Raw genomic sequence first — 13,652 nt, 5'->3', positions numbered from 1 at the left:
TGTATGCAGTTGTTTTCAATTACAAAAATCCTTTTGAAGACTCTCGGAAGAGGTCCTTCAACATTAAGGTACCCGAGTGAGCCGGCAAAGAGATATGAGAATTCCAGAGGGCAGGTCGAGATAAACATAGATGACTGTATCTTCTGCGGTCTGTGCAGGATGCACTGCCCGGCAGACGCCATCACTGTTGACAAGAGTTCTGCTACGTGGAGTATTGACAGGTTCAGGTGCATATCATGCAATTCATGCGTTGAAACATGCCCTAAAAGCTGTCTTAAACTGAATAACGTGTATCATGAGCCTGTAATTTCCGGTCCGCTCGTTGAAAGCTTTAAGGGGACTCCAAAGGCCCAAGCCGAAAAGTCAGAGGAATAAGACTAATCCAATATTTTTTTAAAAGCTTATTTTTTTGATTTTTTTAATGAACAATTTGTTCTTACCGGTATTTTTTAACTTTTTCAACGTATTTTGACATGTCGAACTTTCTTTCAAGTCCCTTGTCATTCATGTACCTGATTTTTCCGAAGATCTCTCTTTCCTTCCAGGGCCTGTCGTGTTTTCCGAAGCACCATGCAATACCGGCGTAAGTGTTCGGGTCTCTTCCGTCAAGCGAGTACTTGTTGTTCAGGTAAACGGCTGTGTTAAAAGCGTCTTTTGGTGACCGTGACCATTCTATAATTTTTTTGCCCCAGTACATCCTCATGTAGCCGTGCATTTTACCTGTAATCTTCATCTCTTCCTGGGCTGCGTTCCAGTAAGGATCATGAGTTTCTGCCGTCTCCATTTCGTTAACAGAATAAAGAATTTTTCTTTTATCCGAAATATGTTCATTTAGCGTCCTTTTGCACCAGTCAGGAATGCCTTTTATCGTATCATAGTTTTTGTTATATGTGACATAGTTTATCGCAAGTTCTCTTCTTACTATGAGCTGTTCAAGGAATTCTTCGGGATTCAAAAATCCCGAATTTATTATTTCAAGTGCTATTTCAAGAGGTGATATCTGGCCGAAATGAAGGTAAGGGCTGAGGCTTGACTGGCAGCTCTTTTCAGGAAAATTCCTGAATTCTGAATAACACTCAATTTTGTCTGAAATAAATTTTTCAAGAACTGTTTTTGCGTTGGAATACCCGCCATGAAAAAATTTGGACGGCTTTACATCCTTTCTGACTTCAGGTAGACTTAATATATCTGTGATATTCAGGTCTTCAAAAAAATTTTCTGGTTGTATGGATTTATAGCTTTTAACAGGATAATTCTTTATTTCGTAATCTTTCAGGTATAGGGGAATTTTTTTGTTTATTTTTCTCCGGAATGTTGCAGCAGACCATTCTTCCTTTAACGATGCTTCTTTTACAGGAACAATTACGTCTGATTCGACTTGTATTACAGGACATTCAAGATTTTCTGAGGTATAGTCCCTCCATTTCCTCTGGATTTTCAGGTAACCGCAGTCTGTGACGACAACTGACGCATTTTTTCCCAGTTCAACTGCACCTTTTTCGGGAGAGTTTATCCTGAGAAAAGTTTGTATATTATCCTGTTTCAGGGTGTCAACAGTCTCCCTGAGACCTGATAAAAGAAAATTCAGGTGCCTTAAGTTTGATTCAGGGTATCCAGTATATATTCCAAAGTAAACAATAAGGGGAAGATTTTTTTTGTATGCCATCTCCTTTGCATATTCAAGGGCAAAATTGTATTCTGTTCTGACAGAGGACTGCATCCAGTAAAGGATATATTTACCTTCTCTGACAGTTTTGTTATTCAGGTATGCTACCCGGGGTAAGTTCTCATGCGAAAGCATTAAACCTGGTGTTATGCTTTGAATATGAATATAATTATTCTGAAGTTAAAAAAAAGTGTAAACAAATTGTGTTTTTAGTTTGTATCTTTTAGTTATCCCTGATATCGGAATACTCTGTTGCATAAAGCTCATTTATTCTTTCAAGAATCAAAAGGATATAACCCCTGCTTATAAGATCGGCTATCTCTCCGGGAAAAAGTCTGTCTATTCTTACGTGAACCGTGAGAATTCTTCTAAGGGTTTCAATACCTGCCGTTGATATCCTGTCAGGATTTCCAAAATAAAATTCCGCTTCAGAAGTCCAGTCCTGCCAGCGGGTGTTTATCAGCCAGTTATTATAATAAAGTGTTTTTGTAAATTCCATAATTTCCCGGCATGTTCCTGAATTTTCAATCTCTTCCCTGTTTTTTTCAGTAATTAAGCCTTCTTTGAGAGAACTCGTGCATTTTATTATTGCTTCAAAGTTTTCTTTTGCAGGGATTTCTCCTTCTCTGTTCATTTACAGATTAAAGTTTTGGGTCTTATGGTAAATATCTTTTATTTATAGAATGAGTTTTTTTGGTTGTTTTATAAAGAATCATCACTTTAAAAAAACTATAATAAAGAAAATGCCATGAATTTTTTGTGCTTAAGGGAATTTCGTCAGAACATGCATTATTTAGTTTTGTACTTCCAAATTAGTGTTAACAGGTCAGGTTTTCTCTATGGACTTTGGTTCCGGGTTAGTAACATATTTTATTCTGTGCATAGGAGGAGCTCTTGCCGGTCTTTTTTCAGGAATGCTTGGAATAGGAGGGGGCACTGTACTTGTCCCCGTGCAGTACAGCCTTTTGTCAGGTCCCTTTGCACTGGATTCAGATACAGCATTAAGATTCGCTATAGCGACAAGTCTTGCGGTCACCCTTCCGACGTCTTTGTCCAGTGCATACGGTCACTACAGAAAAGGGGTCATATTAAAAGATATAGGAGTAATTACCGCTGTTTGCGGATTTTTTGGAGGGATTCTCGGAGGAATAATCTCTTCGAACCTCTCTTCTTCAGTACTTGCACCGTTTTTTGCAGTAGTTATGATATTAATGGCATTTCTGCTCTTTTCGGTTAAATTAAATCCCGACATTAATATGTGCGTATGCCAGAAAAGCAGATATATTATTGCAGGATTTTCGGTAGGGGTAGTATCAAGCATGATAGGAATAGGGGGAGGGGTGATTTTAGCCCCGCTTCTTATGCTTTTTTGCAGATTTCCGTCAAAGACAGCATCTGCAACGACATCCGTTTTTGTGATCGGAGTTTCAGTAGGGGGTCTTTTGTCATATATAACACTTGGAGGAATTGCAGACATTTCTCCGTTTTTTACCTTGGGTTATATAAACCTGACATGGTGGGTAATTCTTATTTTAATATCTGTTCCTATGGCCCAGGTCGGTGTGCACCTGTTGCACAAAATCAACCAGAACTATGTGAAATATGTTTATATTGCCCTTCTGCTTTTCCTTACGACAGATATGCTTGGAATTATCTGAAAAAAGCTATTTTATTATTTTATAACCGTATCCTACAGTAGTATTTCATTAGGTGAATCAGTCTCTGCCCTGCAACTGCTTTTCACTGATTCTTTATCTTGTTTAAATGGCAAACATTTAAAAGAGAATATGTTTAAAGCAGGATTCATAGGCACAGGAAGTATGGGGAGTATGCTGGTAAGAAAATTTGTTGAATCAAAAGCGCTGCTGCCCAGAGATATTATCGTTTTCAACCGTACTCCTGAAAAAATGAACCTTCTTGCCGAAAATACCGGAGTAAAAACTGCATTTTGCAGCAGAGATGTTGCCGAAAATTCGGAGATGGTTTTTTTATGCGTACTGCCGGGAGAAGTTAAGAAAGTTCTGGAGGACATTAAATCAGTCATGAACAGCGAAAAAACGGTTGTATCAATTGCTTCCGATGTTTCAATGGAAAAGATCAAAAATTGGTCCGGTTTTGATGCGGTCAGGGTTATACCAAGCATTACTTCAGAATGTGGATGCGGAGTTACAGTCCTGACTTTTCCGAAAAATGTACCCACAAAAACAAGAGAAGACATTATAACACTTTTTGGCCATATAGGAAAAACTTTTAGAGCGGATGAAAGCCTGGTGCCGCTTTTGTCAGATCTTACAAGCAGTTCTCCTGCAATAATAGCCTCTTTGATCAGGGAATATGCGTCTGCCGTTTCAAGAAGCGGGAAAATATCTGTATCCGATGCACAGTGCCTTTTAACAGAAGCTTTTTTTGGTACAGCAAAACTTATCTCTGAAAAAGCAGAGACTCCTGAATCACTGGTCTCGGCAGTTTCCACAGAGGGCGGAATAACATATGAGGGTGTAAAAGTCGTAAAAGAAAAGTCCCCACGTTTGTTTGATGAAATCCTTCAGAGTATGGATTTAAAGCATAAATATCTTGGACAAAAACTTTAGTTGCAATTGCACTGATTCTGTGGAATGGCAGCTAATTAATATTTCCGGATGATAAAAATTTTATTAATCTGAATTTATTTTTTCTCTCTAAGATATTTTTGTCTTTTTGCATTTTTTTTCATAATATACTTCAGATGCAGTCCGTTTACTGTAAGAACAATTCCGATAAGAGTTACTATCAGACCTACAGTCATCATCAGTATACTGATGATTGAACCGGGAACATAAAAAACAGAGATTACAAGCACCAGTGAAAAAATTCCAATAACCATGCGACTGTAAAATCCTTCAGGTACAGCTGAACGCCCTTTCCGGACACGCCACAGCAAAAAGACGGCACTTGCAAACATCCATATTGACAAAACGACTGTAAGAATGAAAATCCACAATTTCAGTGTCAGAAAAGATGCAATTACGCCGGCAGACATTATAATTATACCACCCGGAACATCCCCCTCAAGGAATTTTTCTTTTTTCAGGTTGAAAATACCGCCTATTATTACGGCAACTCCGAATATTATCAGTATCAGGGGTATTACGACAGAAGTTATCTGCGCAAACACTCCGATTGGATCAGATATAATGTCCGCACCTATTAAAATAAGAAATAACCCTGATATTACCTGAAGACGCCATTCCCTGCTTTGTTTTTCCAGTATTTCATTTGTAGTGTCAGTCTTCTTTATCTTCAGGCTTGAAATAAGAGTTATAAACGTGTCTCCTATCATGAGAAGAAGGGGGGCGTCATCGACAAGGTGCAGAAACGGGTGTTTTTCAGGGTCATGCCTGTCAAGGTGGACTTTCCATTCCATCTCTGTTTCATGGACATGATACTGACCGTTTCGGTAGCTTGCTATTGTCCCGGGAGATGGCACATTAATTGAAGAATTTTTCCACTCTTTGCTTAAAGGTTCTGTGACAGATTCCTTTGGCACGGTTACCTCCCATACTCCTTTGTTTAAGGGTTCCAGAAAATCATCTAGCTTAGGCAAATCAGAATGTCTCCTCAAATTAACATGGTAAGGGTTATTGTATATATTATTTTGGACCAAATTCTTATTTTTAGGTTATGTTTTTAAGACTGGATCAAAGCCGGATACTTATTTATTTATTATTCTTTTGGAAATCCCCAAAAACAGCTTATAAAAAGTGTTGAATTATGAAAAAGTCAGTCAGTGCCGATAATTACGTTGGATGCCTTGATTATTGCGCATGCCTCTTTTCCCGGTTTCAGGCCAAGTTTTTCAACGGATTCCTTTGTTATCATTGATACAATCTCAGAACCGCCGGGAAGTGAGATTATGACTTCAGCTGCAACTTCTCCGATGTGAACTTCCTTTACTGTTCCTTTCAAAACATTTCTTGCGCTGTATTTCATTTGAATTACCTCTAAGCTATCTATCGTGGATAATTGGATATATAATTTTGGTTAACTACTTTTTTGTCCCGGTATTTCTTCCCGTCATCTGGAAAATCAGCATATTTCCTTCAGAAATCTCTTCATTACGAAGGCTCTCAGATATGTTCAGAAGAGACAAAGGAAACAGGATTCCATGAAATTCTATATAAGGAATATCTCCTGGATTTGAATTTTTTTTAAGGCTTCTTATAGTTGAAGGGTTAACCAGAATGTTTAAACTCCTCAGTATCTTTGATATGTGGTTAGCAGGGTGAATTCTCAGGTTTAAAGTGCAGAAATCAACTATCGGCGATCCGAGACGTATATTATCATAGAAAGGAGAATCTGCATATACAAGCTTTTTGCAGTTTCTGCACCTCAATCTTCTTATATTGACTGTAATATTTTCAGGTTCACCGTTTTTCTGCATAGTCACAAATTTCTTCTTTTTTATATCGTGATTTTTGAGCTCTCCCCCGCAGTGAGGACATATGTCGTGCGAATCGAACAGAAAGCCGTTGATGTTTATAACCCCGTTTTCTATGATATCAGAGACCATAGGCGGGATTGCAACTTTTTTCATATCCTGATTATAAAACTACAATCAGATATAATATTTTCCACCGTTATTGTGTATGTTTAGGAAAGCCAAACATTGTTATTATATATCACAAATACCAAACATTTCTGTGTTAGAGGTTTAGATTATGGAATTCAAATATGTACCAACAGTCTGTCCCTTCTGCGGAACAGGCTGCTCCTTTAACCTTGTCGTGAAAGACGGCAAAGTTGTGGGTTCGGCACCTTTCCACCGCTCACCGGTATGCGACGGAAAGACCTGCCAGAAAGGACACTTTGCATATGAACTTGTCAACAGCCCGGCAAGGCTTACAACTCCTATGATAAAAAAAGGAGATGCACTTGCAGAGGCGACTTGGGAAGAGGCACTTGGTGTAATTGCAGACAAGTGCAAATCGTTCAAGCCTGAGGAAGTAATGGTTGTAGCTTCGGCAAATGCTACAAACGAAGATATTTATGCACTTGGAAAGCTTGCAAAGGAAGTTTTCAAGACCGAAAACTTTACAAGTCCGGCAGCAGTCGGCGTTGACGCTTCAGCCGGAAATATTGCGGCAATTGCAAAAGCAGACTGCATTGTTGCAATAGGAAACATCGTCGAGTCACACCCGCTCGTTGCAAGAAGAATTGCAAATGCAAAAGACAAAGGTGCGAAGGTAATCGTCATAGACAACTATGCAAGCCCTATGGCAAAGATGGCGACAGAGTTTGTCAAGGCTGCACCCGGTGCGGAAGCGGCTGCAATCTCTGAGGCTGCGGGACTCGTTGAAGGTCAGGCCGGAGTTGTTCTTTACGGTATCGGAATGACATCCGCCGAAGCAGCTGTTGCAAAGGCTGCAAAAGAACTTGCAGACTCCAAAAATGCAGTGTTCTGCGCTCTTCCTGCACAGTCCAACGGACGCGGCGCTCTTCTTCTCGGTGCAGACAAGCCATACACTGATGCATTCGCGGAATCGATTAAGGCATACTATGTTATGGGCGAAGACCTTGGTCCGCTTGATGCAGAATTTGTTGTTGTACAGGACTCATTCCTTACTGGAACAGCAAAAGCAGCAGACGTGGTTCTTCCTGCAGCAGTGTTCGCAGAAGTCGACGGTACAGTTACAAATGCGGAACGCCGTATTCAGCTTGTCAGAAAGGCACAGGAGCCCGCTGAAAACGTAAAGGCAAACTGGCAGATAATCGCTGACGTTGCAGCAAAACTTGGTGCCGATTTCGGATTTGAGTCTGCAGAGTCAATCTTCAAGACGATATACTCTGATCTCTCATTTGAGGCACTGGAAAAAGACGGATATGTGCTTCCTGAAAAAGAAGCTGTTATTGCAGACGCTTCTGAGACAGCTGTTGCAACTTCCGAGGGATATCCGTTTGCACTTGCAACAGGTGCAACAATCTGGCACGGTTTTGGTGGTATGGGAACACTTTCCGAGAACTGCAAGTCTCTGGTGCGTGAGGTTCCCCAGATCTTTGCCAAGATAAGCAGCGAAGATGCAAAGGAAAAAGAAATTCTTGCAGGAGATAAAGTAAAAATCACAACAGAAAATGGATCACTAACTATGCCTGTGATGATTACCAAGGACATGGAGAAAGGGGTTGTGTTCGTCCCGTCCATGTGCATAGGTGAGACCTGCGTATGCATGCTTATGGCTGGCGAGAAGGCTATAGCTGCGAAAATTGAGAAAGTGGAGGCCTGAATATGGTAGCTAAAGGAGATATGCTCTGGGCATGGGCAAAAGATGAAGAAGCGCTCAAGAGAGGAGAGTGTGGTGGAGCAGTAACTTCACTTCTTAAGTTTGCACTTGAAAGTGGTTCAGTAGACGCAGTTCTTGCAGTGAAAAAAGGTGTTGACCTCTACGATGCACAGCCTGTTCTGATAACAGACCCTGAGAAGATTGCAGAGTGTGCAGGATCACTTCACTGTGGTACGCTCCTCATGCCGAAACTCATAAAGAAGTACTTTGACGGCGCAAGGAACATGAAGATAGCAGTTACAATGAAAGGCTGCGATGCGAAAGCACTTTATGAACTTGCAAAAAGACAGCAGGTCAATCTTGACAACATCATAACAATAGGCCTTAACTGCGGTGGCTCAGTCAGCCCAATCATGGCCCGCGAGATGATCCAGGAGAAGTTTGGCCTAAACCCCGATGATATCGCAAAAGAAGAGATAGATAAGGGTCAGTTCATTGTAATTACAAAAGACGGTGAACACAAGGGAATCAAGATAGACGAACTTGAAGAGGAAGGTTACGGACGCCGTCTGAACTGCCAGCGCTGCAAGACAAAAATTCCGCGCCAGTGTGACCTTGCATGTGGTAACTGGGGAGTTATCGGTGACAAATCCGGGAAAGCTACATTTATCGAAGTCTGTTCAGACAAAGGTGCCGACCTTGTCACAAAGGCAGCCGGAAAGGCAATCGAGACAGCCGCACCTGAAGGTCCTGCAACAACTATCCGTGGCAAAGTTGAGAATGCCATGCTTAAGCTCGGTGACAAATGCCGTGACGCACAGTTTGAAAAACTTGGAAACGGCAAAGACCGCCTTAATTTCATAATGGACCAGACCTCACGCTGCATAAAGTGCTACCAGTGCATTGAGAACTGCCCGATATGCTACTGTGTGGAGTGCTCCACAAAGAAGCCGTATCTCGTTGAGTCCGGAGTTGTCAACCCTCCGTTCATGTTCCACCTGATACGCTACTCGCATATTGCAGATTCCTGCGTAAACTGTGGACAGTGCCAGGAGCTTTGTGCAATGGATATTCCAAACGCACTGTATATGCATGCCCTGCAGCTTGAGATGCAGGATATGTTTGGATATGAACCTGGTGTAAACCTCGACCTTCCTATTCTGTCTCTTGTTGAAGAGCCGACAGAAAGAAAGCGTCTTTCGGACACAGGTTCTGATCAGATATTCAACATCTTTGCAGAAGAGTAAATTTATAAATACATTTTTTTGCCGGCAGTCAAAGTGAATTGTTTCTGATGTCGTAATAATATAATTTAAGCTGTCAACTGTTGCATTATCTCCTCCATTTTACAGGGGAATAATCTGTAGATAAACTAAAAAAATAAGAATAACATTTAAATCTCAAATTTTTTATTGAATTTGTCCAGGTAACTTTTGTATTCCGGTTTATTTAGTATCATGAAATTCCCTTTTTCAAGTATTGCCACCCTGTCACACATAAGCTGCATGACCCCGGGGTCATGAGAGATGAAGATGCACGCATTTTGCCTCTTTTCCTGGAGGGATTTCATAAGGTTTAGCACCTGCGCCTGAACCGACATATCAAGCATTGAAGTAGGTTCGTCGGCAACAACCAGTTTTGGAGATAAGGAATATATTTTTACCATCATCGCCCGCTGGATTTCTCCGCCGGAGAGCTGGTCAGGATAGCAGTAAAGCTGTTCCGGTTTTAATCCGACGGCTTCTATAAGCGGGTAAAGCTCTTTGAAGACTTCTTTAGGCTTTCTCCCGAAATGATAGTACACAGGTTCTGTTATGGCTTCTGCAACAGTTTTTTTAGGGTCAAAGGATATCTCCGGGTGCTGGAATATCATCTGCACAAGGGCTCTTTTAAGACCGTTTTTCTTTTTGGAAAGTTCCTTTATGCTTTTTCCTTCAAAAAAGACTTCACCTTTGAACTTTTTGTCAAGCCCGGTTATACATCTCCCAAGTGTTGACTTTCCGCATCCGCTCATACCGAATATCCCGAGAGTCTCTCCGCCTTCAAGACTGAAAGTAACATCGCGGAAGATATCCCCGTGACCATATGTCTTGTATAGATTATTCACTTCAAGGACCTGTGGCATCTGACACACCTCTTTTCGTTTTCGCGGGAATCCTGCGTTTTCAGGTCAGGATGTTTATTTTTGCCGGCTTCGCATTTATTATTACAGCGTTCATAAAAATAACATCCTTTCGGGAGGCTGTCAAATCCGGGGCACATTCCGGGCATCGCGTTCATTCCGTTTTCAGGGAGGGCTGCAACAAGTCCTTTTGTATACGGATGGTCCGGGTTGTCCAGTATTTCTTTACAGTTCCCGAATTCGATTATTTCTCCAGAATACATAACTCCTATTATATCTCCTACTGCACGGGCAAGTCCCAGGTCATGGGTTATCAGAAGGATTGAATCATATTGTTTATCTTTCAAACCGGTAAACATCCTGATGGCATATTTCCATGCTTCATAGTCCAGTCCCCTGGTTGGTTCATCCGCTACAAGAAAATGAGGTTCTGATGAAAGTGCTATTCCTGCCGCAACCCTTTGCCGCATGCCTCCGGACAGTTCATGGGGGTAAGATTCCGCGACTGATGAAGGGTTTGAAAAACCGGTTTTCAGCAGTATGTCCATGACCTTTTCATGGTGCATATTATGAGGGATTTTTCTTACGTACTCAAGGACTTCGGAAATCTGGTCTGAGCATTTCATGACAGGGTCAAGGGAGCCTGACGGGTTCTGCGGTATAAGTGAAATTTCCTTTCCCCGGAGTCTGGAATATTTTTTCTCAGAAAGGGAGAGAATTTCATTTCCTTTATATTTTATACTTCCACTGACGACTGCACCGGGAGGCAGGAGATGAAGAATAGCCTGACCTATGACCGACTTTCCTGACCCGGTCTCACCAACCAGAACACAGATCTCGCCTTTGCGTATTTTGAAATTTATATTCTGTGATACCCTTAAAGGACCTCTTTTCGTGTTGAATGTAACGTTAAGTCCGCATACTTCAAGAATATACCCGGAATTTTTTGAGGCGTGCTTCATAGCGACCCTTCTCCGTCTGATTTCGGATCTGTTATGTCACGTATGCCTTCGCCTGCCGTGTTGAACAGAAGGGTCACAATCGTTATTGCGATACCCGGAACAATTACGTTTAAAGGAGCTATACGCATATATGAAATTCCTGAACTTATCATAGAGCCCCATTCCGGGATTGTAGATGGGATACCCATGCCGAGAAACGAAAGTGTCGATATCATAAGGACTGTATGACCGATGTCCATTGTCGCGAGAACAACAACAGGCATAACACAGTTGGGGATAATATGCCTTGTCAGAATCCAATAATCAGAGAACCCAAAAGCACGTGCTGATAACACATATTCCTGGTTTTTTTCATGCAGGACCTGACCTCTCATAAGACGTGCGAGGGATGCCCACTGGACAACTGAAAGCATAACCACCATGTTCAGAATTCCCGGTCCTATAAGAGCTATAAGTGCAAGTGCAAGGATAACAGTCGGAAAAGCAAGAAAAACGTCAATGATTCTGGCGATTATATTGTCGGCAAGACCGCCTTTGTACCCGGAGTAGCTTCCTACTGCAACGCCGATGACAAACGATAATGCAACTGTCGTAAGGGCTATTTTCATTGAGGTCTGAAGTCCGAAGACTACACGGCTGAACAGGTCCCGTCCGAGGTAGTCTGTCCCAGATATATGCCCCGGTGAAGGGCCGAGGTTTTTGCTGTAAAGGTCAGCGGCATTTGGGTCCTGCGGAGCAAGATACGGCGCTATGGCACTTAAAAGAATCAAAACTCCAATCAGGACGAATACAATCTGGAGACCCCGGCGCTTTTTCAGTCTGAAGTACCAGTCCGATTTTTTTACTTCATCCAGATTAAAATAACAGGTTAAATCTTTTTTTCTTTTTTTTCCGGGATATTCACTCATAGTTTATCCTCGGGTCAATTACGTGATATAAAATATCTATTACAAAGTTTACGACCAAAAACATAAATACAATAACCATAATAGTGCTTTCGATAAGAACTGTATCGCGTGCAGATACAGCTTTCATCAAAAGAGCACCGACACCGGGCCATGCAAATATTGTTTCTATTACAACAGACCCGGCAAGCAGTGCACCATATGACATCCCTATTACAGTGAGCACAGGAAGGACTGCATTTTTAAAAGCGTGGCTGAAAAGCACTTTTCCTGCAGGGAGTCCCTTTGCGCGTGCAAAGACTACATATGGTTTGTCCAGTGTTTCAATGAGGCTTGTACGCATTATTCGTGTGACTGAAGCCATTGTGTGAAGACCAAGAGCTATTGCAGGAAGAATAATGTACTGTGTTCCGCCATAGCCTGCAACCGGCGTCAGCTTTAACCATACGCTGAAAACAAGGATAAGCATGACAGCAACCCAGAATCCTGGCATTGACACTGAAAAGACTGTCAATGCACGAATAATGTGGTCGCTTATCCTGTTCTGGCGGACTGCCGAGTAAATTCCCAGGCAAAGACCTGTTGCGACTGCAAACAGCATGGAAAATGTGGTCAGGATTATTGTAGGAGGCACTGACAAAGCAAGCAGTTTTATTACGGGCTTGTTAAACAGTATGGATTTTCCGGGGTCTCCGTGCAAAATTCCCCATATCCAGTCTGTGTACTGCTGCAGCAGCGGTTTGTCAAGATCGAAACGTTCTGATACGTCTGACACAAGTTCAGGTGATGCTGCCTCATCAAATCCTATAAACAGGTGCTGTGTCAGGACTAAAGCCGGTTCCCCGGGTATTGCATTTACTACTACAAAAGTGAAAACAGATGCTACCAAAAGAGTCAGGATGAGATAGCATGTTCTCTTAATTATATAGTAGTGCATGTTTTCAGCCTCTTTTCTCACCGCAGATCAAATAATAACTCAATGATGTGTACAGTCTTTCATACCACTCAAGGCGTTTTCTCTGGTTTCTGCGTATATGGGAAAGGTCAATAACTTTAATATCCGAAAGACCTGCATTTGAGAAGTACTCCTTAGCTTTATCCTCAGGTACGCCGCCGCAGTTTGGGAGGGATTCATTAAGATTTTTGCTGTAAAGGCTTTCCCCGTGTGGGCTTCTCTCGATTAGGTTCTCAAGAGAAAGGCCTATTTTCATTTTCATCCGGGTGGAGATTTTCTGGTCGTTCCAGACCCCGTCAATTACAAAAACCCTGCCTTTGGGTTTAATTACCCTGCACCAGTTTTTCAGGGCCGTATCTGGGTGAGGCAGAGTCCAGAGAAGGTGGCGGTTTACGACACCATCGAAAGTGTTGTCTTCAAAAGGTGGATTTTCAGCATCACCTTTTTGAAAAATCATTTTGGAATTGAATTTTTTCGCCTTTTTTTTGCCTACACTCATCATATTTACCGAGAGATCAATTCCTGTCACTTCGTGGCCCATTTCAGACAAAAGCAGGCCCATTGCACCGGTACCGCAGCCGACGTCAAGAATTTTGAGGGGAGGGCTGCTTTTTGGAAGAACGGATTCAAAGGCCTTTATCCACATCTGTTTCTCTTCGCCTGTCAGGACACCGTGCGATACACGTGAATCGTAATAGTCCGCTTCAGTGTTCCATGAATTTTCAATTTCTGATTTTATTGATATGTCATCCATATTTTCACCACAGGATTATTCTTCAAAAAAA

At 41.8% G+C, this 13,652-nt stretch carries 15 protein-coding genes; 5 read left to right on the top strand and 10 right to left on the bottom strand.

Features of this window, described 5'->3' with window-relative positions; all coding sequences use genetic code 11:
• Positions 1 to 3 precede the first annotated feature (3 nt).
• Positions 4 to 375 carry a 4Fe-4S dicluster domain-containing protein gene (locus tag J2128_RS03095; RefSeq protein WP_209689553.1) on the top strand — a complete coding sequence of 124 codons (372 nt, stop codon included), beginning with the start codon at positions 4 to 6 and terminating at the stop codon, positions 373 to 375.
• Positions 376 to 436: 61 nt separating this feature from the next.
• Here J2128_RS03095 and J2128_RS03090 read toward each other — a convergent pair whose 3' ends face one another.
• Together J2128_RS03090 and J2128_RS03085 are read right to left on the bottom strand one after the other, a co-directional pair.
• On the bottom strand, positions 437 to 1,720 hold the full coding sequence (locus tag J2128_RS03090; protein WP_245323282.1) for a deoxyribodipyrimidine photo-lyase: 1,284 nt from the start codon (positions 1,718 to 1,720) through the stop codon (positions 437 to 439).
• 169 nt (positions 1,721 to 1,889) lie between these two features.
• Positions 1,890 to 2,300, bottom strand: a complete 411-nt coding sequence (locus J2128_RS03085; RefSeq protein WP_209689548.1) for a DUF6508 domain-containing protein — start codon at positions 2,298 to 2,300, stop codon at positions 1,890 to 1,892.
• Positions 2,301 to 2,505: 205 nt separating this feature from the next.
• Here J2128_RS03085 and J2128_RS03080 point away from each other — a divergent pair, with 205 nt between their 5' ends.
• Together J2128_RS03080 and J2128_RS03075 are read left to right on the top strand one after the other, a co-directional pair.
• On the top strand, positions 2,506 to 3,324 hold the full coding sequence (locus J2128_RS03080) for a sulfite exporter TauE/SafE family protein (protein WP_209689546.1): 819 nt from the start codon (positions 2,506 to 2,508) through the stop codon (positions 3,322 to 3,324).
• Between the two features lie 129 nt (positions 3,325 to 3,453).
• Complete coding sequence (locus tag J2128_RS03075) at positions 3,454 to 4,257, top strand: pyrroline-5-carboxylate reductase (RefSeq protein WP_209689544.1); 804 nt, start codon at positions 3,454 to 3,456, stop codon at positions 4,255 to 4,257.
• A 74-nt stretch (positions 4,258 to 4,331) separates the two neighbouring features.
• On the opposite strand, the gene J2128_RS03070 is transcribed toward J2128_RS03075, so the two are convergent.
• The 3 genes from J2128_RS03070 to J2128_RS03060 all read right to left on the bottom strand — a co-directional run bounded on the left by J2128_RS03070 (position 4,332) and on the right by J2128_RS03060 (position 6,239).
• Entirely contained in the window at positions 4,332 to 5,249 is a 918-nt protein-coding gene (locus J2128_RS03070; protein ID WP_209689542.1) for an HdeD family acid-resistance protein, read from the bottom strand.
• A gap of 176 nt (positions 5,250 to 5,425) precedes the next feature.
• The gene (locus tag J2128_RS03065; RefSeq protein ID WP_209689541.1) at positions 5,426 to 5,635 is read right to left on the bottom strand and encodes a molybdopterin-binding protein; all 210 of its coding nucleotides are present in this window, start codon (positions 5,633 to 5,635) and stop codon (positions 5,426 to 5,428) included.
• Positions 5,636 to 5,690: 55 nt separating this feature from the next.
• Positions 5,691 to 6,239: a DUF6431 domain-containing protein gene (locus J2128_RS03060; protein ID WP_209689540.1), complete on the bottom strand. Its 549-nt coding sequence runs from the start codon at positions 6,237 to 6,239 to the stop codon at positions 5,691 to 5,693.
• A 124-nt stretch (positions 6,240 to 6,363) separates the two neighbouring features.
• Here J2128_RS03060 and J2128_RS03055 point away from each other — a divergent pair, with 124 nt between their 5' ends.
• A complete protein-coding gene (locus J2128_RS03055) occupies positions 6,364 to 7,926 on the top strand; it encodes a molybdopterin oxidoreductase family protein (RefSeq protein WP_209689539.1) in 1,563 nt (520 codons plus the stop codon).
• A 2-nt stretch (positions 7,927 to 7,928) separates the two neighbouring features.
• Positions 7,929 to 9,170 (top strand): Coenzyme F420 hydrogenase/dehydrogenase, beta subunit C-terminal domain, encoded by a 1,242-nt coding sequence (locus J2128_RS03050; protein WP_209689538.1) that lies wholly within the window; start codon positions 7,929 to 7,931, stop codon positions 9,168 to 9,170.
• Between the two features lie 146 nt (positions 9,171 to 9,316).
• Here the strand turns inward: J2128_RS03050 and J2128_RS03045 are convergent, their stop codons facing one another.
• Genes J2128_RS03045 through J2128_RS03025 form a run of 5 tightly spaced genes read right to left on the bottom strand, consistent with a single transcriptional unit; the run spans position 9,317 to position 13,621 of the window.
• On the bottom strand, positions 9,317 to 10,048 hold the full coding sequence (locus J2128_RS03045) for a dipeptide/oligopeptide/nickel ABC transporter ATP-binding protein (RefSeq protein ID WP_209689537.1): 732 nt from the start codon (positions 10,046 to 10,048) through the stop codon (positions 9,317 to 9,319).
• Complete coding sequence (locus J2128_RS03040; RefSeq protein ID WP_209689536.1) at positions 10,027 to 11,007, bottom strand: ABC transporter ATP-binding protein; 981 nt, start codon at positions 11,005 to 11,007, stop codon at positions 10,027 to 10,029. Before J2128_RS03040 ends, J2128_RS03045 begins: the two co-directional genes overlap by 22 nt.
• A complete protein-coding gene (locus J2128_RS03035; protein WP_209689535.1) occupies positions 11,004 to 11,915 on the bottom strand; it encodes an ABC transporter permease in 912 nt (303 codons plus the stop codon). Before J2128_RS03035 ends, J2128_RS03040 begins: the two co-directional genes overlap by 4 nt.
• The gene (locus J2128_RS03030) at positions 11,908 to 12,870 is read right to left on the bottom strand and encodes an ABC transporter permease (protein WP_348632355.1); all 963 of its coding nucleotides are present in this window, start codon (positions 12,868 to 12,870) and stop codon (positions 11,908 to 11,910) included. The genes J2128_RS03035 and J2128_RS03030 overlap by 8 nt, the downstream gene beginning before the upstream one ends.
• Positions 12,854 to 13,621 carry a class I SAM-dependent methyltransferase gene (locus J2128_RS03025; protein WP_209689534.1) on the bottom strand — a complete coding sequence of 256 codons (768 nt, stop codon included), beginning with the start codon at positions 13,619 to 13,621 and terminating at the stop codon, positions 12,854 to 12,856. Before J2128_RS03025 ends, J2128_RS03030 begins: the two co-directional genes overlap by 17 nt.
• Between the last annotated feature and the right edge of the window lie 31 nt (positions 13,622 to 13,652).

The organism is Methanomicrobium sp. W14, assembly GCF_017875315.1.
Taxonomy (GTDB): domain Archaea; phylum Halobacteriota; class Methanomicrobia; order Methanomicrobiales; family Methanomicrobiaceae; genus Methanomicrobium.
The sequence above is the reverse complement of the archived record's forward strand: the minus strand, read 5'-3'. Positions and strand labels throughout refer to the sequence as shown.